The 20340-nt window shown below is 49.4% G+C and carries 24 protein-coding genes and 1 tRNA gene; 17 read left to right on the top strand and 8 right to left on the bottom strand.

Features of this window, described 5'->3' with window-relative positions; translation table 11 throughout:
• Positions 1–199: 199 nt before the first annotated feature.
• Both ACKWCC_RS00305 and ACKWCC_RS00300 read right to left on the bottom strand, forming a co-directional pair.
• Positions 200–1753 carry a DEAD/DEAH box helicase gene (locus tag ACKWCC_RS00305; protein ID WP_413993885.1) on the bottom strand — a complete coding sequence of 518 codons (1554 nt, stop codon included), beginning with the start codon at positions 1751–1753 and terminating at the stop codon, positions 200–202.
• Between the two features lie 346 nt (positions 1754–2099).
• Positions 2100–3020, bottom strand: a complete 921-nt coding sequence (locus ACKWCC_RS00300; protein WP_413993884.1) for an EamA family transporter — start codon at positions 3018–3020, stop codon at positions 2100–2102.
• A gap of 103 nt (positions 3021–3123) precedes the next feature.
• On the opposite strand from ACKWCC_RS00300, the gene ACKWCC_RS00295 reads away from it, so the two are divergent.
• A complete protein-coding gene (locus tag ACKWCC_RS00295) occupies positions 3124–4389 on the top strand; it encodes a mechanosensitive ion channel family protein (RefSeq protein WP_413994117.1) in 1266 nt (421 codons plus the stop codon).
• A gap of 78 nt (positions 4390–4467) precedes the next feature.
• Here the strand turns inward: ACKWCC_RS00295 and ACKWCC_RS00290 are convergent, their stop codons facing one another.
• Positions 4468–5064 (bottom strand): FEKKY domain-containing protein, encoded by a 597-nt coding sequence (locus ACKWCC_RS00290; RefSeq protein ID WP_413993883.1) that lies wholly within the window; start codon positions 5062–5064, stop codon positions 4468–4470.
• A 106-nt stretch (positions 5065–5170) separates the two neighbouring features.
• Between ACKWCC_RS00290 and ACKWCC_RS00285 the strand changes: the two genes are divergently transcribed.
• The 7 genes from ACKWCC_RS00285 to ACKWCC_RS00255 all read left to right on the top strand — a co-directional run bounded on the left by ACKWCC_RS00285 (position 5171) and on the right by ACKWCC_RS00255 (position 9369).
• Positions 5171–5386, top strand: coding sequence for a hypothetical protein (locus tag ACKWCC_RS00285; protein ID WP_413993882.1), 216 nt, complete (start codon positions 5171–5173; stop codon positions 5384–5386).
• Positions 5387–5495: 109 nt separating this feature from the next.
• A complete protein-coding gene (locus ACKWCC_RS00280) occupies positions 5496–6233 on the top strand; it encodes a DUF3784 domain-containing protein (protein ID WP_413993881.1) in 738 nt (245 codons plus the stop codon).
• A gap of 202 nt (positions 6234–6435) precedes the next feature.
• Entirely contained in the window at positions 6436–6816 is a 381-nt protein-coding gene (locus ACKWCC_RS00275) for an alkyl hydroperoxide reductase (protein ID WP_413993880.1), read from the top strand.
• A 219-nt stretch (positions 6817–7035) separates the two neighbouring features.
• On the top strand, positions 7036–7842 hold the full coding sequence (locus ACKWCC_RS00270) for a hypothetical protein (RefSeq protein WP_413993879.1): 807 nt from the start codon (positions 7036–7038) through the stop codon (positions 7840–7842).
• An 85-nt stretch (positions 7843–7927) separates the two neighbouring features.
• On the top strand, positions 7928–8296 hold the full coding sequence (locus tag ACKWCC_RS00265) for a DoxX family protein (RefSeq protein ID WP_413993878.1): 369 nt from the start codon (positions 7928–7930) through the stop codon (positions 8294–8296).
• A 207-nt stretch (positions 8297–8503) separates the two neighbouring features.
• Positions 8504–8929: a BLUF domain-containing protein gene (locus ACKWCC_RS00260; protein WP_413994116.1), complete on the top strand. Its 426-nt coding sequence runs from the start codon at positions 8504–8506 to the stop codon at positions 8927–8929.
• 5 nt (positions 8930–8934) lie between these two features.
• On the top strand, positions 8935–9369 hold the full coding sequence (locus tag ACKWCC_RS00255) for a hypothetical protein (RefSeq protein ID WP_413993877.1): 435 nt from the start codon (positions 8935–8937) through the stop codon (positions 9367–9369).
• 10 nt (positions 9370–9379) lie between these two features.
• Here the strand turns inward: ACKWCC_RS00255 and murA are convergent, their stop codons facing one another.
• The 3 genes from murA to ACKWCC_RS00240 form a co-directional block, all read right to left on the bottom strand.
• Complete coding sequence (gene murA / locus ACKWCC_RS00250; RefSeq protein ID WP_413993876.1) at positions 9380–10687, bottom strand: UDP-N-acetylglucosamine 1-carboxyvinyltransferase; 1308 nt, start codon at positions 10685–10687, stop codon at positions 9380–9382.
• 14 nt (positions 10688–10701) lie between these two features.
• Positions 10702–11358 (bottom strand): DUF4290 domain-containing protein, encoded by a 657-nt coding sequence (locus ACKWCC_RS00245; protein WP_413993875.1) that lies wholly within the window; start codon positions 11356–11358, stop codon positions 10702–10704.
• 85 nt (positions 11359–11443) lie between these two features.
• Positions 11444–11731, bottom strand: coding sequence for a DUF493 family protein (locus tag ACKWCC_RS00240; protein ID WP_413993874.1), 288 nt, complete (start codon positions 11729–11731; stop codon positions 11444–11446).
• 271 nt (positions 11732–12002) lie between these two features.
• Here ACKWCC_RS00240 and ACKWCC_RS00235 point away from each other — a divergent pair, with 271 nt between their 5' ends.
• From ACKWCC_RS00235 to ACKWCC_RS00215, 5 genes are all read left to right on the top strand, one after another.
• A complete protein-coding gene (locus ACKWCC_RS00235) occupies positions 12003–12593 on the top strand; it encodes an AAA family ATPase (protein WP_413993873.1) in 591 nt (196 codons plus the stop codon).
• Complete coding sequence (locus ACKWCC_RS00230) at positions 12571–14466, top strand: RecQ family ATP-dependent DNA helicase (RefSeq protein ID WP_413993872.1); 1896 nt, start codon at positions 12571–12573, stop codon at positions 14464–14466. The genes ACKWCC_RS00235 and ACKWCC_RS00230 overlap by 23 nt, the downstream gene beginning before the upstream one ends.
• 4 nt (positions 14467–14470) lie before the next feature.
• Positions 14471–15427: a methionyl-tRNA formyltransferase gene (gene fmt / locus ACKWCC_RS00225; RefSeq protein ID WP_413993871.1), complete on the top strand. Its 957-nt coding sequence runs from the start codon at positions 14471–14473 to the stop codon at positions 15425–15427.
• Between the two features lie 173 nt (positions 15428–15600).
• A complete protein-coding gene (locus ACKWCC_RS00220) occupies positions 15601–15873 on the top strand; it encodes an HU family DNA-binding protein (protein ID WP_413993870.1) in 273 nt (90 codons plus the stop codon).
• A 112-nt stretch (positions 15874–15985) separates the two neighbouring features.
• Positions 15986–16546, top strand: coding sequence for a YqgE/AlgH family protein (locus ACKWCC_RS00215; protein WP_413993869.1), 561 nt, complete (start codon positions 15986–15988; stop codon positions 16544–16546).
• A gap of 167 nt (positions 16547–16713) precedes the next feature.
• Here ACKWCC_RS00215 and ACKWCC_RS00210 read toward each other — a convergent pair whose 3' ends face one another.
• A complete protein-coding gene (locus ACKWCC_RS00210) occupies positions 16714–17589 on the bottom strand; it encodes an aminotransferase class IV (RefSeq protein WP_413993868.1) in 876 nt (291 codons plus the stop codon).
• Between the two features lie 21 nt (positions 17590–17610).
• Positions 17611–17994, bottom strand: a complete 384-nt coding sequence (locus ACKWCC_RS00205; protein WP_413993867.1) for an START-like domain-containing protein — start codon at positions 17992–17994, stop codon at positions 17611–17613.
• A 201-nt stretch (positions 17995–18195) separates the two neighbouring features.
• On the opposite strand from ACKWCC_RS00205, the gene ACKWCC_RS00200 reads away from it, so the two are divergent.
• The 4 genes from ACKWCC_RS00200 to ACKWCC_RS00185 all read left to right on the top strand — a co-directional run bounded on the left by ACKWCC_RS00200 (position 18196) and on the right by ACKWCC_RS00185 (position 20163).
• Positions 18196–18269 (top strand) — tRNA-Met (locus ACKWCC_RS00200).
• Between the two features lie 362 nt (positions 18270–18631).
• Positions 18632–18838, top strand: a complete 207-nt coding sequence (locus ACKWCC_RS00195) for a helix-turn-helix domain-containing protein (protein ID WP_275615766.1) — start codon at positions 18632–18634, stop codon at positions 18836–18838.
• A gap of 9 nt (positions 18839–18847) precedes the next feature.
• Complete coding sequence (locus ACKWCC_RS00190; RefSeq protein WP_413993866.1) at positions 18848–19180, top strand: HipA N-terminal domain-containing protein; 333 nt, start codon at positions 18848–18850, stop codon at positions 19178–19180.
• Entirely contained in the window at positions 19177–20163 is a 987-nt protein-coding gene (locus ACKWCC_RS00185) for a type II toxin-antitoxin system HipA family toxin (protein WP_413993865.1), read from the top strand. Before ACKWCC_RS00190 ends, ACKWCC_RS00185 begins: the two co-directional genes overlap by 4 nt.
• The last annotated feature ends 177 nt before the right edge of the window (positions 20164–20340 follow it).

Here is a 20340-nt window from a genome sequence, read left to right as displayed (position 1 = left end):
ATGTCCTGCTTTTACCCTAAACAATTCCTGGTCGGGACTTCTTGGCATCCCATATCATTTCCAAAAAAGAACCGGAATGGGATGCTCTTTAAAAAAGGACTAGGGGTTGCCACCATCGGCATAAAAAAATGGGACGCAAGACATGTTCCCCCTGCATCTTGCTGAAAGTGGGCAATGTAAGGTTTAAAAAAGAGAGCTGTCAATCTTCTGGGGGGTGCCCGTGTATGTCCTCAAAAACACGGTCAAAGTTTTCCCTGAGATAGGCATTTAGCTTTTTCTGGTAGTCTAGCTTTAACCAGCTCAAGAAGTTGTGCGTGCTTTTACTGATGCACTTGGCGTACACCTGTATGCGATTGTCTATGTCCTCTTTCAAGAGCTTGGCCAGGGCAATGGCATCGTACACGTCCTCACTGTTCTCAATGCAGATATGGGCATGCTGGGCAATGGAGCGCTCCAAGACCTTCTTGGAGCTCTCCCCTGCGTAGGTGACCTCCTCATAGACCTCCTTGACATCAAAAAAGGTGTCTTCCGAGTTGGCAAAAGACGCACGGACCTCCTCAGAAAGGTCGTGCTTAAAGGTGCTCTCAATGGTTTCATCGTCCTTGATGCGGTCCAAATAGTAGTTGGGCGACTTAAAGATGGCCTCCCAGTCCAGATCGGCGCCCCAAGGGCCAAAACGGTAAAAATTGTTGCCCAGATCCACCACGGTAAATCTGGATTTTTGGTTCAATATCCGTGATCCCCGGCCGATCATCTGGTAATATAGGGTCAGGGATTTTGTGGCCCGGTTCAGGATAATGGCCTCAATGGTGGGTTCGTCAAAACCCGTGGTAAGGATGCTCACGGAGGTGAGGATCGCATTGGGGGTCTCGTGGAACCACTTTAAGATCTGTTGGCGCTGTTTCTTGGTGGCCGTATTGTCCAGGTGCATGATGGGCAGCCCGGCGTTGGCAAAGGTATGGTACACCTGTATGGAGGTCTCAATGCCATTGTTGAAGATCAGGGTCTTTTTGTTCTTTGCATGCTTGTTGTATGCCTCCAACAACTTGTTGAGCATGGCCGGACTGGTATAGAGGTCCGTGGACGATTTTACGGTATAATCCCCATTGGAGCCCACTTCCAGGCTGGTGAGGCCCATGTCATAATGGTACTGTTCTGCCCGGGCCAAGAATTCGTTCTCGATCAGATTTTCTATGGACTCCCCAGGGATCAGGGCATCGTAGTTGTCCTTCATCGGAAGGTCCTTGTTGGAACTTAGCGGGGTGGCCGTGACCCCCAGCAGAAAGGAATTTTCAAAATATTTGAAGAGTTTTGTGAACGAGTTATAGTGGGCCTCGTCCACAATGACCAATCCTACGTCAGAGATGTCCAGTTTGTCATCCTGGAGCCTATTGTTAAGGGTTTCCACCATGGCCACAAAGCAACTGTACTTCTCCTGGTCTTCCAGATTGGCCTTGCTGTTCACCACCTTGTTCACCACGCCAAAACTGCTTAGCATGGCGGCCGTCTGGTTGCACAGCTCGATCCTATGGGTCATGACCAACACCTTTTTTTGGTGGTGTTTAAGGTACTGGCGCACAATTTCGGAGAAGATCACCGTTTTTCCGCCGCCCGTGGGAAGTTGGTACAGCAGGTGGTAGTCTTCCCGCTCGGTTTCAAACTTTTCAAAAATCTGTTGTATGGCCCCTTGTTGGTAGTCGTACAGTTCCTTATCGGTCTTTTTTTCCTGTACTTCGTAAAAGGTCTCTGACATGGTATCTTTTTCTTCGCGCCTGCAAAGGTAGCACCTTCTGTGGGGAAATGGACAATTATGGGATGAAAAGGCCATCTTCCCGACAAGCATCGAGCCAAGGCCCTTTTACCAAAGCCGGGTGGGACAATTTTAAGGGGAACCAGTGTTAAGTTAAGCCACATTCGTCACATGATCCACTGCTTTTTTAGCGGCATATTGTCGTTAAAAAATAATTTTGCAGCTATTGCCATGCCTTGCCTTCGCAGCATCTCGCCGATAGCACTTGCTATGTCGTGCCTAAATCTGCCACAAAATCCACTCCCGCACCTGCGGGAGCCTTACACGCCAATTAAGCTTTAACGCAACCCTAGGCTTGTTTTTTGGACCGTCTTCGGGAAATGAAACGGCTAAAAAGGGGCATCTTCTTTTTGGTGTTTATAAAATATACCCCGGTGAGCAGTACCACGGCCGCAAGGCAACTTTGTAAGGTAATGTTCTCCTGTAGAAAATACCAGCCCAGCACCATGGCAATGATGGGGTTCACATAGGTGCTGGTGGCCACTTTTTCCGGAGACACGGTGCGCAACAGAAAATTGAAGGCCGTAAAGGCCACCACACTGCCAAAGACAACGAGGAGCAACATGGACCAAAATGCGGGCGGGCTCCAGGCCGTTGGCGGGCTCCAAGGTTCTCCCAACAGCCAGCTTATGGCCAATAGGCTGCCTCCCCCGGTGATCATTTGGCAGCCGGTGTTCACCATGTAATGGGCCGGAAGCTTGGCCGTGCCCACAAAGAGACTGCCATAGCTCCAACTCACCATACAGGCAAAAATGAGACCCACGGCAAAGGGCGCCCCCTCCTGGGCCATGATGTCTTTCTGCCCCACCAAAAGATACATGCCCAAAATGCCCAGCCCCACGCCCACCAAGGACATGGCCTGTATCTTCTTTCCTTGCAGCATGCGCATGAGCAACAGCACCACCAGGGGCTGTGCGGAAATTTCCAGTGCGGCAAAGCCACTGTCCACAAACTGCAGTGCCCAAACCATGACCCCGTTGCCAAAGGTGAGGAAAAGAAATCCGGCAATGATGCTGTTTTTAAGCTCTTTGGCGGTAAAGGAAAGGGACAGCCCCATGAGCTTGGCCAAACCAAAGAGCAGGAGCCCCGCCGTGACAAAACGAATTCCGGACAACATAAAGGGAGGCAGTTCGGTCACCGCGATCTTATTGAGCAGATAGGTAGAACCCCAAATGACGTAAATGGCAAAAAATGCCAGGATAATGAGCATCGTTTGTTTCCTGCTGTCTTCCACGGGGGCAATATTACGACAATTTGACCTCCCCGACCACTTTGGCAACCTTATTGTCCTTTGTTGGGAAACCACAAACCCCATGTTGGCAGATTTAGGATTGGAAAGAATAAAGGAACTACTGCTTCAGGGCGGACTAAGCGAAGGGGCGGCACAGTACCTCAGTGCCGGACTGCTCTTGGTGGCGGCCGTGGTGATCGTGTTGGTATTTGATTATGCCCTGTGGAAGGTAATTCGTTATTTTTCGGCCAAATTGGCCAAGGGCACGCGCACCAATTTTGACAATCTTGCGGTGACCAACAGACTGCCCCGCTATTTGGCCCACATTCTCCCCTTGGCCCTGGCCCTGGAGCTGGCCCCCATGGTCTTTGCCGATTTTGACTTCGCGGAAATTGTGGCCGTTAAGGTGCTGGAAGTGCTCAGCGTCTTGTTGATCCTGAGCATTGTACACCGGTTTTTGCGCACCGTGAACGACTATCTAAAGACCCTGCCCCGATTCAGGGACAAGCCCATTCACAGCTACATCCAGGTATTTATGATCTTCGCCTGGGCGGCGGGCATCATGTCCATATTGGCCATTTTGACAGGCACTGAAATCTGGAAGTTTTTAACCGGACTGGGCGCGGCCTCCGCGGTTTTGCTATTGATCTTCAAGGACACCATATTGGGCTTTGTGGCCAGTATCCAAGTGAGCATCAACGATATGGTGCGCATTGGCGATTGGATCACCTTTGAGAAATACGGGGCAGATGGCGATGTCATTGAAATAAGCCTGGCCACCGTGAAAGTGCAGAATTTTGACAAGACCATAACCACCATTCCCACCTATGCGCTCATATCGGACAGTTTTAAGAACTGGCGGGGCATGCAGGACTCCGGGGGCAGGCGCATAAAACGCTCCGTGATCATTAGGCAACAGAGTGTCCACTTTCTTACGGAAGGCCAAGTGGAGGCACTGAAAAAAGTGGCGCTCATAAACAGGTACCTTATGGATAGGCAGGCCAAGATCAATGAGGAAAACACGGAAAAAGGGGTGGATAAGAGCCTGCTCATCAATGGGCGCAACCTTACCAACTTGGGGGTGTTCAGGAAATACATTGTCAGCTACCTGGAAAGCCATACGGGCATCAATGAAAACATGACCCTCATGACCCGGCAGTTACCGCCCACCCCACAGGGCATTCCGTTGGAAATCTATGCCTTTAGCAGTGACAAGCGCTGGCAGAACTACGAATACATTATGGCCGATATCTTTGACCATATTCTGGCCGCCGTACCTTATTTTGATCTGGAGGTCTTTGAGCTGCCCACTTCCCTGAAGGAAGGGAAAAACTCGTTTAATGCCTAACGGCGGTGCATATCCCCGCCTTTCTTTTACCATGCGCTACTCTCGGTGCTTGGCGGTATTGCCCCGTTACCGGAGCCTCTAGAGTCCAAAGGGTTTTTCTGTGAGCCCTTCTGACCAAGTGCTCCCGTATTTTTGGTCCAAATATTGGGACAAACGTTTGTTGTGTTCCTTTGCCGCCTTCATCGAAACGGGGTCAATGGCACAATTTTCCTTTACCAGACCCACCCCATATTTACGCTTCAGTTCCAGGTATTCCCGGGGCACGGTGGCGTCCATACCGTGCAGGACAAAATTGAGGTTACCATCTGCAATACGGTTTTCAATATAGCCATTTTGGGCAGCTACGGTCAGTTTGTTGCTGTTGTATTTGGCAAGTAATTGAATCTTGATCAAATTGTTTTTTGGGGTGATTTTCTTCGGATAGGACAATAGCGCCACAAAGTGTTCCGAGCTAAACAGGAACTCGTATTTCCCTTTGCCGGGCAGGGTGATGTTAAAGGGATTGGCATCATTGACTTCAATGCTGGTATTGGCACCTATAATGGTAAAGGTGCCCGAACGCAAGTCCCGTTGGGTGAGGTTTTCAAAAACCACTTGGGCCGTTATTTCCCCATCGGTGGCAAATGCCCCGGTACAGGGAAGGCAAAACAATAGGGAGAAAATTAGATATTTCATTTTTTACGTTTTTTCATTTTTCGGTAGCCGAACCAAAGCAAAATGGAAATTAAATCCCAAGCTACGGGTGCAGCCTTGATACCAAGCATGAAAACCTTGCTTTTCAATGGTGTTTTTCCCGAATTTTTGGGGCGTTCCACAGCATTGGGCGCACGACACCTTTTATGTCGTCCATTACACGGTATTACTTCTGGATGCCGATGCACTGAGCCATGTTCCCAAACCCATTGGCGTGGGAACCAGGTATGGCGCGGTATTGTTCCCGACCACCATTCTTTTAAGCAAGATGGCGCGTGCGCCCAAGGGTTGCGCGCAGGCATAAAGATTTTGGGAACACCATTGGGCAGACACTCGTATTACATGCTCCCTAAAATGAACTATCTTGGTAGTGTCCTAAGCGTTTGCCCGTACACCTTGTAAATAGCTCCTTTATGCTCTACGCCCTTGTTCTTATGTCCCTTATCATCGTTGGCGTTGGGTTGTTGATCAACCAAAACAACGCCGCCCAACTGCTCTCTGGCTACAATACGATGGATGCCAGTGCCCGACAGACGTTTGATCTTGAGGGCTATCTTCGGATTTTTAAACGCTTTCACCTCTTTCTGGGCGCTTCCCTTTTGGTTTTTGGCCTAGGGCTACATTACACGTTGGGCGAGCTGGTGAGCGGTCCTTTTTTGGTGGGGTACCCCCTACTGGCCTATGCTTTTTTTATCATAAAGAGCCGGCCCTATTATGGAAACACGAAAAAAAAGGCCCCTGTTCTGGTGCTCCTTGTACTCTTGCTGACCCTCGCGTTCACCGCAGGTCTGTTCTATTTGGGGTATTCCGAAAACAGCATCCAGATTTCGGGAGATGGCATTATCATTGCCGGCATGTACGGGGAGACCATAGCGCCGGAGCAAATACGGGACATACAACTGGTACAAGAACTCCCGCCCATTGCCATCAAGACCAACGGCTTCGCGGTGGGACATTTAAAAAAAGGGCATTTTGGGACAGCCCACGGAGAGGAGGTGAAACTATTGCTCAATGCCCCGGCCCGGGAGTATCTCCTGATCACCACAAAAGATGGTGGCAAAACCTACTACACGGCCAAAAATGGGGGCCATTTGGCCATCTGGCGCCAGCTCAAGGAGCGCTTTCCGGACCTGGTCAAAGATTTACAATAAAACCATAAACCAAAGTTGGGATTTACCCTAACTTTGCACAAGTGACGCTTAAATGGGAATGCCCCTTATCCTGCGGTTGGTTTTTGTTGGTGTTCCTTTAGCCGGGCAATGCAGAAGCCGCCGGACATGATTTGGGTTGGGGGCGAAAAACGACATTGGCATAAAAAGAGGTTCCTGATCAAGGGGCATTAAAATCATTGCAATGAGACTTACGCTTCAATTGGCCGCCGTTTACAACATCCTGTGGGGTGCTTGGGTGGTGCTTTTTCCAAACCATTTTTTTGAGCTGGTGGGCATGGAACCCTTGAACCATCCCCTGGTATGGCAGGGCATGGGCATGGTCATAGGTGTTTACGGTTTGGGCTATTGGTGGGCATCCTATGATCCCATAAAACATTGGCCCATTGTGGCCGTTGGTTTTTTGGGAAAAATATTTGGCCCCCTGGGATTTCTCTTCAACTACTGGCAAGAGGTGGTGCCCTTTGAATTCATCTATACCCTGATCACCAACGATTTTATTTGGTGGATTCCCTTTTTCATCATTCTCAAAAAGGTGCACCAACAGACCCAATGGCAGCTTTGAACAACAATGGCCCTTTGAACAGATCTTTAAAATGACTTTTGTAATGGGGTTGCAACCTCCAATAAAATCCAGACCTTTGCGGTTGGGTAATGGCCATTGCTCCGCCGGTTGGGCAAACCTCGGCACGGCGCCAGGTTTTGCAGCAATTTTTAGCCGCAATACTATTTTTTTTTGCATCATCCAAAATCAACCAAATAACTTATATAAAACCATTTGACCATGTACGTTCGCCAATTTCTTGGTTTTTGCTTCTTTTTGTGCTTCAGTGCCCTGGCCACGGGGCAATTGTTTGATATACAGCCCGAGGGGGAAGAAAACGACTGGACCCTGAACATTTCCCCCTATGGCCTCTTGGCGGCCCAGGCCACGGATGTGGGAGACAATAGGCTTAGGCAGTCTTTTAACGACTTGTCTTCCCTGACCAATTCCGGTTTTCAGATGATCGCAGATTTACGTTACAAGCGTTGGATGTTTCGTTTTGATGGTACTTGGGCAAACCTGGGAACAGCCCAGACGGGAAATCTGTTGAACCTGGACCTGAACATTGACCAACAAATTTTGGATACCCGTTTGGGTTATCTCGTGGTAAGGGATCTGGAGGTCACGGACAACCAAATAATTCAGGGCTGGGAACTTGGGGTGAACTTGGGCGCCAAGTATTGGTTGAACGACGTGAGTCTGGGCTATGAATTTGTGCTCTTTGGGAATGTTCTGGATGATGGCAGCCTGCTGGAAAGGCAAGAGTGGTGGGATGTTATGATCGGTGTGTCCCCGGCATTTGTGATCAGTAAGACCGTGACCATTTCCGCACAGGCGAGCATTGGCGGTTTTGGATTGGGAAATGCCTCCAAACTGGCCTATGATTGGACCTTTCTCAACTCCTTTAAGGTGGCAAAACCGTTGGCCGTCCATGTAGGTTTCCGTAATTTTTATTACGAGCGCACGGATGGGGAGGGCAGTGAGCAGGTAGAGACCAAGGTAAATGTCATTGGCCCGTTCTTGGGGGCGTCCCTTCTCTTGTTTTAAGACCTTGTGGGGCCGCTTCCCTGCCCGGGGCAAGCTGTTCTCCAAGGACACCACACCGGTTGCCTTTTGTTTAATGTTCTAGGTTATGATAAGAAACATATTGCGCTATCTTTTGTCTGGCTTCATGTTGTTCGCGGGGGCCAACCACTTTATGGATCCCGGGTTTTATCTGCCGCTCATTCCGCCCTACCTGCCCTTTCCAGACCTGATCAATGTGGTGTCCGGGGCCTTGGAAATACTTTTTGGGGGCATGCTGTTGTTTCCAAAGCTACGGCCGTGGGGCGCCTATGGCATTGTTGGGCTTTTGGTACTGTTCATCCCGTCGCATGTCCATTTCATTGCCATCGATGCCTGTGTGCCAGACGGGCTGTGCACCCCCATATGGGTGGCCTGGGCACGTTTGGTTGTGGTGCATCCGTTGCTGTTGTGGTGGGCCTGGGCCATGCGGAAATAGTGAAAAGCTGTTTGTTCCAACCCCGTTTTGTTTAAGGTTTTTAGGTTGTTCCGTTGGTCGCCCAGACCTGTTTTAATGACCCTTACGGTCAACAAAAACAACAATTTTAATCGTTTTTTTACCTTTCTGGAGTTTTAACACGACCCATTTAGAGGTTGAACAAAAATGGATTATATTTAGGCGTTGAATCTTAAATGCCCAAAGTTGATGCGTTCCCTTATTTACCGTTCCAAGGCCATCGAGACCTTTACCCTCCCGGATATCTATGCCATGCTCAGCAATGCCAAAGACTACAATGCGGCACACGGCATCACCGGCTGTCTTTTGTACCATAACGGCCATTTTTTACAGCTACTGGAAGGTGAGGAAGAAAACCTGGAGCGGCTCTTTGATAAGATAGTGCGGGACCGGCGGCACCAAGACGTGGAAACCCTGAAGCACGTACACCTCCGCCAGCGCCTTTTCAATGAATGGAGCATGGCTTTCCATGACTATGGGGCCAATGGACATGCTGCCCACTTTAAGATGAATCAAATAGACACCTTCTTGAACAAAAGCAATGCCTTTTCCCACAAAAGTGAGCTATTGTTGCCCTTTTTCAGTGGTGTAAAGGAAATACTCTTTCAAAATTAAGTGCATTGATCGCCCTTATCAACCTTCTTTTTGATACGGCCACCCTGGTGTTGATCTGGGCGGTACAACTGGCCATCTATCCCGGGCTCACCTATTATGCCCACCCAGAGCTGGTGGTTTGGCACCGCAGCTATACCCAACGCATCACCTTTGTGGTACTGCCCCTGATGTTCGGTCAGTTGGCCGGCAGCATTTGGGCGGTTATGGTGGCTCCGGAAACGGTCCCGATAATGAAACTGGCCTTGGTACTGGCCATTTGGGTCATGACCTTTGCCGTTTTTGTTCCCCTGCACCACAAGATAGAGGGCAGCACGGAGGCACAGGCCAAGGGCATTACCGCCCAATTGGTGGCCAAAAACTGGTGGCGCACCTTACTTTGGACCCTGGTGTTTGTATTGGGACTGTACGGTTTTTGGGAGTCGGGATGGTTTGGTGGCTAAGCCGCTGTGCCTACACCCTATGGATCTTGGCCCCAATGGCGCGCAGGCGCTCATCTATGTTCTCGTAACCACGATCGATCTGTTCTATGTTATGTATGGTGGACGTGCCCTTGGCCGAAAGGGCCGCAATGAGGAGCGACACCCCTGCCCGAATGTCCGGTGAGGTCATGGTGGTGGCCTTGAGGGTAGATTTGAAGTCGTGCCCCATGACCGCCGCCCGGTGCGGGTCGCACAGAATGATCTTGGCGCCCATGTCCAACAATTTATCCACAAAGAACAAACGGCTTTCAAACATTTTTTGGTGTATGATCACCTCTCCCCTGGCCTGCGTGGCCATTACCAGGATTATGCTCAAGAGATCAGGGGTCAGTCCCGGCCAAGGTGCATCGGATACGGTAAGGATACTGCCGTCTATGTAATGCTGTATTTCGTAACCTTCCTTATGTTCTGGAATGTGAATATCATCTCCCTGGCGTTCCACGGTAACGCCCATTTTTCTGAATACCGTTGGAATCTGGCCCAAATCGTCCCAGCTCACTTTTTTAATGGTGAGCTCACTTTGGGTCATGGCCGCCAAGCCGATCCAACTGCCTATTTCGATCATGTCCGGAAGCATCGTGTGTTCCGTGCCGCCCAGGGCGTCCACACCCTCAATGGTGAGCAAATTGGAACCAATGCCCCCGATTTTGGCCCCCATGCGATTCAACATTTTACAGAGCTGTTGCAGGTAGGGTTCGCAGGCCGCATTGTAAATGGTGGTGGTGCCCTTTGCGAGAACGGCGGCCATGACAATATTGGCCGTTCCGGTTACGGAGGCCTCATCCAACAGCATATAGGTGCCCTTGAGTTCCTTGGCCTCCACGCCGTAAAAATGTTCCTCTCGGTTGTAGCGAAAGGAAGCGCCCAATTTTATAAATCCCTCAAAATGGGTGTCCAGACGCCTGCGACCTATTTTGTCCCCACCGGGTTTGGGAATGTACCCCTTGCCAAAACGGGCCAGAAGTGGCCCCACCAGCATGATGGAACCCCTGAGCGCACCGCCATCCTTCTTGAACTGATCGCTCTGGAGGTAGTCCAGGTTTATGTCGTCTGCCTTAAAGGTATAGGATCCCTTCCCTTTTTTTTGAATCTTTACGCCAAGGTCTTCCAGCAGGGATATGAGCTTGTTCACATCCACAATGTCCGGAATATTGTGTATGGCCACCTTCTCCGGGGTCAACAATACGGCACAAAGAATTTGGAGGGCCTCATTTTTGGCGCCTTGGGGGGTAATTTCACCGGACAAGCGGTGGCCGCCCTCTATTTTAAAAGTTCCCATTAAAGTAGCAGAGATTAATACCGCTTCTTTCCGCGGTTGTTGTTGCGTTGGCTTTTCTTGTTGCTGGTGGTGCTGCGCTGGTTCTTTGAGATTCGATTTTTGAGGAATTGTCCGCTGTCCGTCAGGTTTTCACCGTCCGTGGCCAAATCTATCTCTCCGTTGCTCAGCTCGTAGAGGTGTTTAAAGATGGCCGCATCGTCCACCACATCCTTGTTCCAGTTCAGGTAACATTTTTTCATGTGGTTGGCAATGGCGTATTCCAGGCCGGAGCGCTTGTCCCCTTTTTCCCATTGCACGGCAACATCGATCATTCTTTTGATGTTATTGCCGTAAAACCTGTATTTGGGATGGTTTTGAGGATACTGCAATGGTTCGGGCCGCTGCTGCAGCACCTCTTTTGAGGTAATGGGGTACGGTGAGTCCACATCCAACTTAAAATCGGACATGATGAACATCTGGTCCCATAGTTTGTGCTGAAAATCGGGCACGTCCCTTAAATGGGGCTGCATGTTGCCCATTACGCTGATGATGGCCTGGGCCACCTTGTTTCGCTCTTCCCGATCTTCAATGCTCACCGCGTGGTCCACCATCTTTTGGAAGTGGCGACCGTATTCCGGGATAATGAGATGGGGGCGTTCCGTGTTGTACTCTAGGTAATCTATTAAATCCAAATTGGAGAGGTTTTACTGGGATATTGGAAGCTATGCTTCCCTTAAGAAGCGGCAAATTAAGAAAAATATGGGCCAAATACTATTTTTAGAGCGATATTACTCCTTCCAGGGCCCCCACTTCCTTGTATTTTGCAATGACAGCGTCGGGGCCACTGAGGTTAACCCGGATAGAAACACTGGTGTACTTCCCGTTTTTCGATTTTTTAAAATTGATCACGGCCCCGGTATTGTCAAATATCTTGTGTATTTGCTCCACTTTTTCACCCTCGCTCTTTACAATGAACTTGTAGAGGTACTCTGAAGGCCATTGGGTGCTTTCGGCCAGTTGTTCCTTCAACCTAACATAAAATTCCGCTGAATCATCGGATGCCATACTCCTATTTTTGTGCAAAGGTACGGGTATTTGCAAATTATTTGGGACAAAAGATGCCATGCGGTTTGGTCTCTCGGTCTTTCGCCTCTTCCTGCCATTGGGAGGGGCAGGCACCGTCTTTATTGGCAATGGCGGACTGAGACAAAAAGGAATTCCGGATTTTGCCCTTTCCGCCAACTGTGCACCGGTAAAACCCCTTCGGCCCCTATGGGAAAAGTGGGTGGGATGAAATTCCTTATTAGCACGCGTTTGCCTACTTTTGTGCTCATATATGAAGAAGGCCGTACCCCATAGAATTGTCATTACGGGTGGCCCGGGAACCGGTAAAACGGCCCTGGTCCAATTTTTGGAAAATGCGGGATACCACTGTTTTCATGAAGTGGTCCGTGAGATGACCTTGGCGGCCAAGAAAACCGTGAACCGGGAAACCGCACTGACCAACCCCCTCACCTTTGTCAAGGATCCCCGTGAGTTTAACCAAATCTTGCTGGAGGCGCGAGAGGCCGATTTTCATGCAGCCAAAAACCTGGAACACCCTGTGGTGTTCTATGACCGGGGAATCCCCGATGTCCTGGCCTATATGGATTATTTTGGGCAACCCTACGGGATCGATTTTGAGGGGCCCGCCCAGCAACACCGCTACGATGTGGTTTTTTTGCTGCCCCCTTGGGAGGCCATTTATGTTCAGGACAACGAGCGTATGGAAAGTTACGCCGAGGCAAGGGCCATACATGCCGCGCTGGAGGCCGTTTACGCGCGGTTGGGCTACGCCACTATTGAGGTGCCCTTGGCATCCGTGGGGGAGCGCGCCGCCTTTATAGAACAAAAGGTATTGGAACATGGCCCGCAGCAAGGCATCTGAGGTCCTATTGGCCCATTGGGGCCACGAACGGTTTCGGGGCTCACAGGACAGCATTGTGGCCGCCGCACTGAAGGGCCGGGACGTCTTGGGGCTGTTGCCCACCGGCGGGGGCAAATCCATTGCCTTCCAGGTGCCGGCCATGGTACTGCCCGGCATCTGCATCGTGATATCTCCCCTGGTGGCCCTCATTGAAGACCAGGTGAACAAACTAAAACAGTTGGGCATCAAGGCCATTGGCTTGGCGGGAAACCTGCCCTACGGGACCTTGGACCAGGTCTTGGACAATTGCATCTACGGCAATTACAAATTCTTGTACCTCTCCCCGGAAAGACTGCAGCAAGAACTGGTACAGCAGCGGTTGGCGCAGATGCCCGTGAACAGCATTGTGGTAGATGAGGCCCATTGCATCTCCCAGTGGGGACATGACTTTAGACCGGCCTACCTTCACTGCGCCAGGGCAAGGGAAATACATCCGCAGGTGCCCATGCTGGCCATGACGGCCACCGCGACCCCAAAGGTGGTGCAGGACATCATGACCCTTTTGGAGCTTCGGGATCCCTTGGTGGCCAAAGATTCATTTGCCAGGAAGAACATTTGTTTTGGCGTGGCACAGGAAGAGGATAAACAATATGCCCTGCGCACCCATTGCCAAAACCTGGAGAACAGTGGCATTGTCTATGTGCGCAACAGGAAGGCCACCGTGCAGCTGGCCGCCTACTTGGGCCGTCATGGGGTGCGGGCGGCGGCCTACCACGGAGGTCTATCTGCCCAGGAAAAAAAGACGGGCCTGGAGCACTGGCTCTCCGGACAGGTACAGGTCATGGTGGCCACCAATGCCTTTGGCATGGGCATAGACAAACCAGATGTGGGCTTGGTGCTGCACTACCAAATACCGGATTGCATTGAAAACTACTTTCAAGAAGCCGGCCGTGCCGGAAGGGATGGGAACCCGGCAAAGGCCATTCTATTGGCCAACCAAACGGACCAACAACGTGCCCACGATCAATTTATCAAGGTCTTGCCGGGGGTGGACTTTGTTAAACGGTTTTACCGCAAGCTGTGCAGTTACTTTCAGATTGCCTACGGGGAAGGTAGTGGGGAACCGTTCCTTCTCAATTTCAATGCCTTCTGTGCCACCCACGGCCTGCATCCCTTGTTGGGCTACAATACCTTGCGACTTTTGGACCAGTATTCGGTGATCGCCCTGTCCGAGGCGCACAACAAAAAATGTAGCCTACAGTTTGTGTGCCATAAGACCGTGCTCTACCAATACATGGAAAAATGGCCCCAACAGAAGGAATTGATCCAGACACTGCTGCGCACCTACGGGGGATTGTTTGATTTTGATACCCAGGTGAACACCCACCTCCTCTCCAAGAAAATGAACGTGTCCGAAAGCGATGTGCACAAGGGCCTGGAAGCCTTGGCCGAAGCAGAGATCATTACCTACCGGGCGGCCACCAGTGATATGGAGATCACCTTTTTGGTGCCCAGGGAAGATGACCGGACCATTAACGGCTTTTCCAAGGCCATGGGAGCGCAGCAAGACCGCAAGAAGGAACAGCTCCGTGCCATGCTCTCCTATGTGGAGAACAACAAGGTATGCCGCAATAAGCAGCTCATGGCCTATTTTGGACAACGGGAGACCGAGGATTGTGGCCGCTGCGATGTGTGCACGGCCCGCCGGGGCACCGAAGATGGGCAAGGAACCATAGCGGCCATCACCACCTTTTTAACGAACCACGAGGCCAGCTCCAGGGAGATTGTGGCGCAGCTTGGGCAAGACCCCAAAATGGTCCTCAAGGCCCTGTCCCAAATGTTGGAAAACGGGCAGATCGGCATCAACACCAAAAACCAGTACACCTTGAAATAAGAATATGGCAACAATAAAACACTTACGAATTGTATTTATGGGAACACCCCATTTTGCCGTGGGCATATTCAAAGCCTTGTTGCAAGCGGGCCATAACATTGTGGCCGTGGTCACGGCGCCAGACCGCCCCGCCGGGAGGGGCAGGAAAATGAACGCATCGGCGGTGAAGGAATTTGCCCTGGAAAATGATGTTCCGGTGCTGCAGCCCACCAATTTAAAAGACCCCATGTTCCTTGGAGATCTTAGGGCGCTGGAGGCCGATCTACAAGTGGTCGTGGCCTTTAGAATGCTTCCCAAGGTGGTTTGGCAAATGCCCGCAAAGGGCACGTTTAACCTCCATGCCAGCCTTTTGCCACAGTATCGTGGCGCCGCGCCCATTAATTGGGCCATCATGAACGGAGAGACCAAAACGGGGGTCACCACATTTTTCATAGACGACAAAATTGATACCGGGGCCATCATTTTAAAGAAGGAAACAGAGATAGGGCCGGAAGACACGGCCGGCAGCTTGCATGACCACTTAATGGAGCTGGGTGCCCGCGCCGTGTTGGAAACCGTTGACCTCATTGGCAGGGACAAAGCCCTTCCACGACCGCAGGTGGTCCAGGAACCCTTGCGGGAAGCCCCAAAACTGAACAAGGAAATCTGCCGGCTTGATTTTGAACGTTCCCTCAAAGCGCTGTATGACTTTATCCGGGGACTGAGCCCCTACCCGGCCGCTTGGTGCACCCTGCACAACGGGGAGGAAGCCGCCATGCTCAAAGTGTTCAAGGTAAGGCCAGAAGTTGCCCGGCATGACCACCCATCGGGCACGCTGCTGAGCGGAAAAAAGGAATTGAAAGTTGCGGTACGCGATGGTTTCTTGAACATTATGGAACTGCAGCTCCAGGGCAAACGGAAAATGAAGGTGACCGATTTCCTAAACGGCCACAAATTATTGGAAAATGCATATGTGTCTTAAGCCCCATTGCCATTGGGCTGGGGGCAAGGTGTCAAAAAAGTCCCACTTTATTAACAAAGGCACTTACTTATCAACAAAATCGGGGATTTCCCCCGGTTTTACTTGCATCGCAGCCAAATCCCCATAAATTTGTTTAAGCATAATAATTTTAACCTCATTAATTTAATCACGTTATGAACAAAACAGAATTGATCGATGCAATGGCCGCTGACGCTGGCATCACCAAAGCCGCAGCCAAGAAGTCATTGGAGTCTTTCTTGGGAAATGTTGAAAAATCCCTTAAAGGTGGTAATCGTGTATCCCTAGTAGGTTTCGGTTCCTGGTCTGTTTCCAAGAGAAATGCAAGGGAAGGTAGAAACCCATCCACTGGAAAGACCATCCAAATTGCAGCCAAGAACGTTGTAAAATTCAAGGCAGGTGCTGAGTTGAGCAACTCCGTGAACTAAATTCGTCCCAAAAGACAAAATTGAAAGTGCTTTGTAAAAAGCACTTTTTTTTATGTCCATTTTTGCCGTTCGGCCGAAATGCCTTACATTGGTATGGTATAGATGTGATAAAATGGTGGATTCCAATCCAGAAAAGGGCAAGTTGCTCATTGCAGAACCCTCGCTAACGGGCGATCTTTCCTTTAGCAGGTCCGTGGTCTTGTTGGCGGAGCACAACGCGGAGGGATCGGTGGGCTTTATCCTGAACAAGCCCCTGGAGTACGAGATCCGCGACCTGGTGACCGAAATAGAGATCCCCTTCAAAGTCTTCAATGGCGGCCCGGTGGAACAGGACAATCTCTACTTTATCCACAAAGTGCCGCACCTCATTGCCAATAGCGTGGAAATCTCGGACGGCATCTTTTGGGGAGGGGATTTTGACAAAACCGTGCAGCTGATCAACGAAAAGGTCATCACCGCGAAAGACATTCGCTTCTTCTTGGGCTATTCCGGTTGGTCTTCCCTGCAACTGAACAACGAGCTCTCTTCCAAAACCTGGGTGGTCACCGAGAACGAATACGCCAGCCAGATCATTCAAAAAGAACCGGAGGCCTTTTGGAAGGAAAAAATGGTGGCACTTGGCGGAGAATACATGCTGTGGTCCAACGCTCCGCCCAACCCAAATCTCAACTGAGGCCCTTTGGGCCATCTCCTTGCCTTGCCCCACACGAAGCCAACCACTTCCCGCTTCGCATAAGGTCCCATTCCCGCCAACAAAGAACCATTGACAATCACCTTGGATGCCTTGCCAATCCTTGCTGCGGAGAAATGTTCCCGTAATTTAAGGTGGGAATTTCCAGTTCATTTGGCCAACCGGGCCGCCGCGTTCAATTTGCCGATCAGGGATTGCCCCACTTGGGTGCCAAACTCCTTCTTTCGGTACTTGGTCACCGGTACAATGCCCTGGTCTATATTGGTCATGAAGAGCTCGTCCGCGCGCTGTAGCTCAAAGGGGGAAACACTGGCCTCCAACACCTCCAGATCTGGCAAGTTCTGCAAAAGGTCCAGCACCTTTTTTCTGATGATGCCATTGGTGCAGCCATCTGCCAGCGGCGGGGTCTTCACGGTCTTCTTGGATACCAGGAAGAGATTGCCGTTCAGGAATTCCACCACATTTTTGTCATGGTTAATGAGCATGCAATTGTCATAACCGTTCTCGTGCGCATAGATACTTCCGCTGATCTGTAGTTGTTTGTTCACGGTGTTCAGGCCGGAGAGCATATCCTTGGCCTTGTGGAAATCCTTGAAGAGCTCCACTTCATACCGCTCTTTGTGCAAGACGTAAAATGGGTGCTCCAGTTCCCTGGCCTGCACCAAAAAGGATACGTGGTTGTCCTTTGGCAGTAAATGGCCACCGTTGTTCCTGAACACAAGAAACTTCATCAGGGCGCCATGGGCAAAGTCATGGGCCTCCAAAGTGCGCAATAGCTGCTCTTCAAAGAACTCCATGGTAAGCCGCATGGGGATTTCCATCCTCAAAATGCGCATGGAAGCCATGAGCCTCAAATAGTGCTCTTCCAAAAAATAAACGTGCCCAGGTGCCACCCTGACAGATTCAAAAAGTGCATCACCGTAGCCAAGGCCCCTGTTGTGCGCCCCCAAAAGCTGAACGCCTTCCTCCTTGAGCTCCCCGTTAAAATTCACCATAAAAAAAGGCCTTACATTTTTAGGGCCCAAAGATACTTTTTTTCGTTCAGCTTAGGTGGAGCCCAACACTTGTTTTAGGTCCGCAACCTGGTTGGTCCAAAGCATTTTGGACTCGTCCACCTCATCTTCTTCGGCAAAATCGGTAATGAAAAGGGATACGTCCTTGGTAATTTCATCCACAATGATCTTCATTTCAAAAAACGAATCATCCTCGTTGTGGTTCCAGGCAAAACGCACAAACTCATCGGTCTTCTTTTTGAGCAGGGATGCCTCCTCCTCGGACCCGTCCCAAATGAAAACAAACTTTTCGCCCCGTGAATTGACATTGTCGGCAAACCACTCGGAAAGTCCCGATGGCGTTGCCAAATATTGGTATAAGAGCTGTGGTGAGGACTGTATTACAAACTCCAACTCAAACTTAACCTTGTCATTCATACCTGCGCTGATTAATGATGGGCAATATATAGATTTCACATTGATAAAAAAATAAAAGGGACTTAATATTTTTTACGGATGGATTGTTGAAGAACATAAAATTAAACTTTATATTTGCAGCCGCTTAAAACGACCGATTTCCGGGTGCCGCTGCGCCCTTTTATTTTTTGGCGAAAAGGTGTTTTGGTCATTTGTTTTTATGGCGAGGTAGCTCAGCTGGTTAGAGCGTCGGATTCATAACCCGGAGGCCGGGGGTTCAAGTCCCCCTCTCGCTACTTTTTAACTGACAGAAAGCCCAAGGTGGAAATCTTGGGTTTTTTTGTGGGGTAAAACATAGGTAGAACATTTGGGTGTTTTCTTTGTTTAGGGCTAACGTGTCCATTCAAGACTCAATTGTTGTTTTCGTTCTTTATGTATATAAGGATGAGGGGGCATTCTGCTTTTTACACCCTCCGTCTACTTGAAGTATGGACCATTAAATTCCAAATTCAAAAAACCCTCATTATCACATTATAATGTGATTTTTGCCCCTGTTCACTATTTCTGTCGTATATTTTACCCTATTATCTCAGTATAATGTGATTTTTATTGTAAATATTAAATTTTATAGCTAATTTTACACCTAAATCACATTATAGTGTCAAAAAAGAAGATAGGCAAGAGCATTAAAGCACGTAGAAAAGCGCTACGGGTAACCCAACAACAATTGGCCCAACTCGCCGATGTAAGTGTTAACACACTCTATAAAATTGAGCGTGGCCAGGCAAACCCTACCCTTGAAACCTTGGATGGAATTGCGGATGTATTGGGAATGGAGGTATGCTTGGAGGTAAAGAAACTCTAGATCGATCATATGAGGCAGGCCAAGATATTGTTCAAGGGAGAAGAAGCGGGCATACTTACCCAGCACGATGATGGAAGCTTTACGTACCGCTACCATGACCAATGGCTTGGCGATTCGGGAAAGCCGCCCATAAGCCTAACATTGCCCAAAACCGATCGGGAACACCGTTCCGAACATCTGTTCCCATTTTTTTATAACATGCTTCCAGAGGGAACAAACAAACAGGTAGTGTGCAGACATATGAAGATAGACCAAAACGATCATTTTGGCCTGTTGCTGACAACGGCACGTTATGATACGATCGGTGCCATAACCGTAAAGAAAATGGAGCAACCGATATGAGCTTACCGATGATAAAATATTGTCCCGGCACTTTGGCAGAGGGGTATGAAACCTACAGCACGACCTGTTTGAGAAGGGTGTTTGATGGAAGAAAGGTAAACCATATATTGCCTTACGATTCCCCGGCCAGCAACGAAGCTACGGATGAACTCTTTGTTGAGAACCGAAAAAATATTTCGATTTCCGGGGTACAGGAAAAATTTTCCGTCCTTTTGGAGAAAAATAAACTTCGGCTTATTAACGAAGGGGAGCAAGGGACCTATATTTTAAAACCAATTCCCGGTGCAGGTAAAAATCCTGACCAGATGCCTGCCAATGAGCATTTGACGATGCAGATCGCACGACAGGTATTTGATATCGAGACCGCCGAAAATGCGCTCCTATTTTTTAAGGATGGCACACCGGCCTACATTACCAAGCGATTTGATCTAAAGAAAGGCGGTGGAAAACTTGCCCAAGAGGATTTTGCTTCCTTGGCGGGAAGGACTCCCCAGACCCATGGGGAGCACTACAAATATTCGGGCAGTTATCTTGAATTGTTCGAACTTATGAAAAAATACCTGCCTGCCTATCAATTGGAGGCACCGAAACTTTTCCGACTACTCGTCTTCAACTATCTTTTTTCCAATGGGGATGCCCATTTCAAAAATTTCTCGTTATTGGAAACGGAATTGGGAGATTTCAGGTTAAGTCCTGCCTATGACCTGCTCAATACACGAATGCATATCGAGGATTCCGATTTTGCATTGGACGACGGCCTGTTACCCAAAAACTTTTCCAAAGGCAAGGTTATGCAACAATTTCTTTCGCTTGCCGAACACGCAAAAATTGGCCAAGGCCAATTGGATGGGATCTTAGAGAAATCGCTGTCAAATTCTGAAGCGGTCGAAAAATTAATAGACGCTTCCTATCTAAGCGATACGTACAAACGAAATTATTTACAGTCGTATCAAACAAGGCTTAAAAAACTAAATCGAAAGTAATGGGCACAAATTCCAACAAACATACCTCCTGCTTGAAAAAATATGCATATTGCAACTTTACCAGATAGAGGTCAGTAGATTAATGCGTATCATCTGAACAAGGTAATGATTTGATTACTTTATGATCAATGATTTTCTGTTGTCAGTTCTAGCGCCTGCCTGCCGGGTAGGCAGGCG

Origin of the sequence: Maribacter aquimarinus, from assembly GCF_047345505.1 — a bacterium.
Classification (GTDB): Bacteria; Bacteroidota; Bacteroidia; order Flavobacteriales; family Flavobacteriaceae; genus Maribacter.
Note: the sequence above shows the minus strand (reverse complement) of the source record. Positions and strands in the feature narration are given on the sequence as shown.

Bases quoted from the DNA above. Each gene is read 5' to 3' on its own strand.
- ACKWCC_RS00230 (WP_413993872.1), top strand. From the start codon at position 12,571: ATGGCCCGCAGCAAGGCATCTGAGGTCCTATTGGCCCATTGGGGCCAC.
- ACKWCC_RS00295 (WP_413994117.1), top strand. From the start codon at position 3,124: ATGTTGGCAGATTTAGGATTGGAAAGAATAAAGGAACTACTGCTTCAG.
- ACKWCC_RS00235 (WP_413993873.1), top strand. From the start codon at position 12,003: ATGAAGAAGGCCGTACCCCATAGAATTGTCATTACGGGTGGCCCGGGA.
- ACKWCC_RS00300 (WP_413993884.1), bottom strand. From the start codon at position 3,020: ATGCTCATTATCCTGGCATTTTTTGCCATTTACGTCATTTGGGGTTCT.
- ACKWCC_RS00185 (WP_413993865.1), top strand. From the start codon at position 19,177: ATGAGCTTACCGATGATAAAATATTGTCCCGGCACTTTGGCAGAGGGG.
- fmt (WP_413993871.1), top strand. From the start codon at position 14,471: ATGGCAACAATAAAACACTTACGAATTGTATTTATGGGAACACCCCAT.
- ACKWCC_RS00205 (WP_413993867.1), bottom strand. From the start codon at position 17,994: ATGAATGACAAGGTTAAGTTTGAGTTGGAGTTTGTAATACAGTCCTCA.
- ACKWCC_RS00280 (WP_413993881.1), top strand. From the start codon at position 5,496: ATGCTCTACGCCCTTGTTCTTATGTCCCTTATCATCGTTGGCGTTGGG.
- ACKWCC_RS00190 (WP_413993866.1), top strand. From the start codon at position 18,848: ATGAGGCAGGCCAAGATATTGTTCAAGGGAGAAGAAGCGGGCATACTT.
- ACKWCC_RS00265 (WP_413993878.1), top strand. From the start codon at position 7,928: ATGATAAGAAACATATTGCGCTATCTTTTGTCTGGCTTCATGTTGTTC.
- ACKWCC_RS00260 (WP_413994116.1), top strand. From the start codon at position 8,504: ATGCGTTCCCTTATTTACCGTTCCAAGGCCATCGAGACCTTTACCCTC.
- ACKWCC_RS00275 (WP_413993880.1), top strand. From the start codon at position 6,436: ATGAGACTTACGCTTCAATTGGCCGCCGTTTACAACATCCTGTGGGGT.
- ACKWCC_RS00220 (WP_413993870.1), top strand. From the start codon at position 15,601: ATGAACAAAACAGAATTGATCGATGCAATGGCCGCTGACGCTGGCATC.
- murA (WP_413993876.1), bottom strand. From the start codon at position 10,687: ATGGGAACTTTTAAAATAGAGGGCGGCCACCGCTTGTCCGGTGAAATT.
- ACKWCC_RS00290 (WP_413993883.1), bottom strand. From the start codon at position 5,064: ATGAAATATCTAATTTTCTCCCTATTGTTTTGCCTTCCCTGTACCGGG.
- ACKWCC_RS00215 (WP_413993869.1), top strand. From the start codon at position 15,986: ATGGTGGATTCCAATCCAGAAAAGGGCAAGTTGCTCATTGCAGAACCC.
- ACKWCC_RS00305 (WP_413993885.1), bottom strand. From the start codon at position 1,753: ATGTCAGAGACCTTTTACGAAGTACAGGAAAAAAAGACCGATAAGGAA.
- ACKWCC_RS00285 (WP_413993882.1), top strand. From the start codon at position 5,171: ATGGTGTTTTTCCCGAATTTTTGGGGCGTTCCACAGCATTGGGCGCAC.
- ACKWCC_RS00240 (WP_413993874.1), bottom strand. From the start codon at position 11,731: ATGGCATCCGATGATTCAGCGGAATTTTATGTTAGGTTGAAGGAACAA.
- ACKWCC_RS00270 (WP_413993879.1), top strand. From the start codon at position 7,036: ATGTACGTTCGCCAATTTCTTGGTTTTTGCTTCTTTTTGTGCTTCAGT.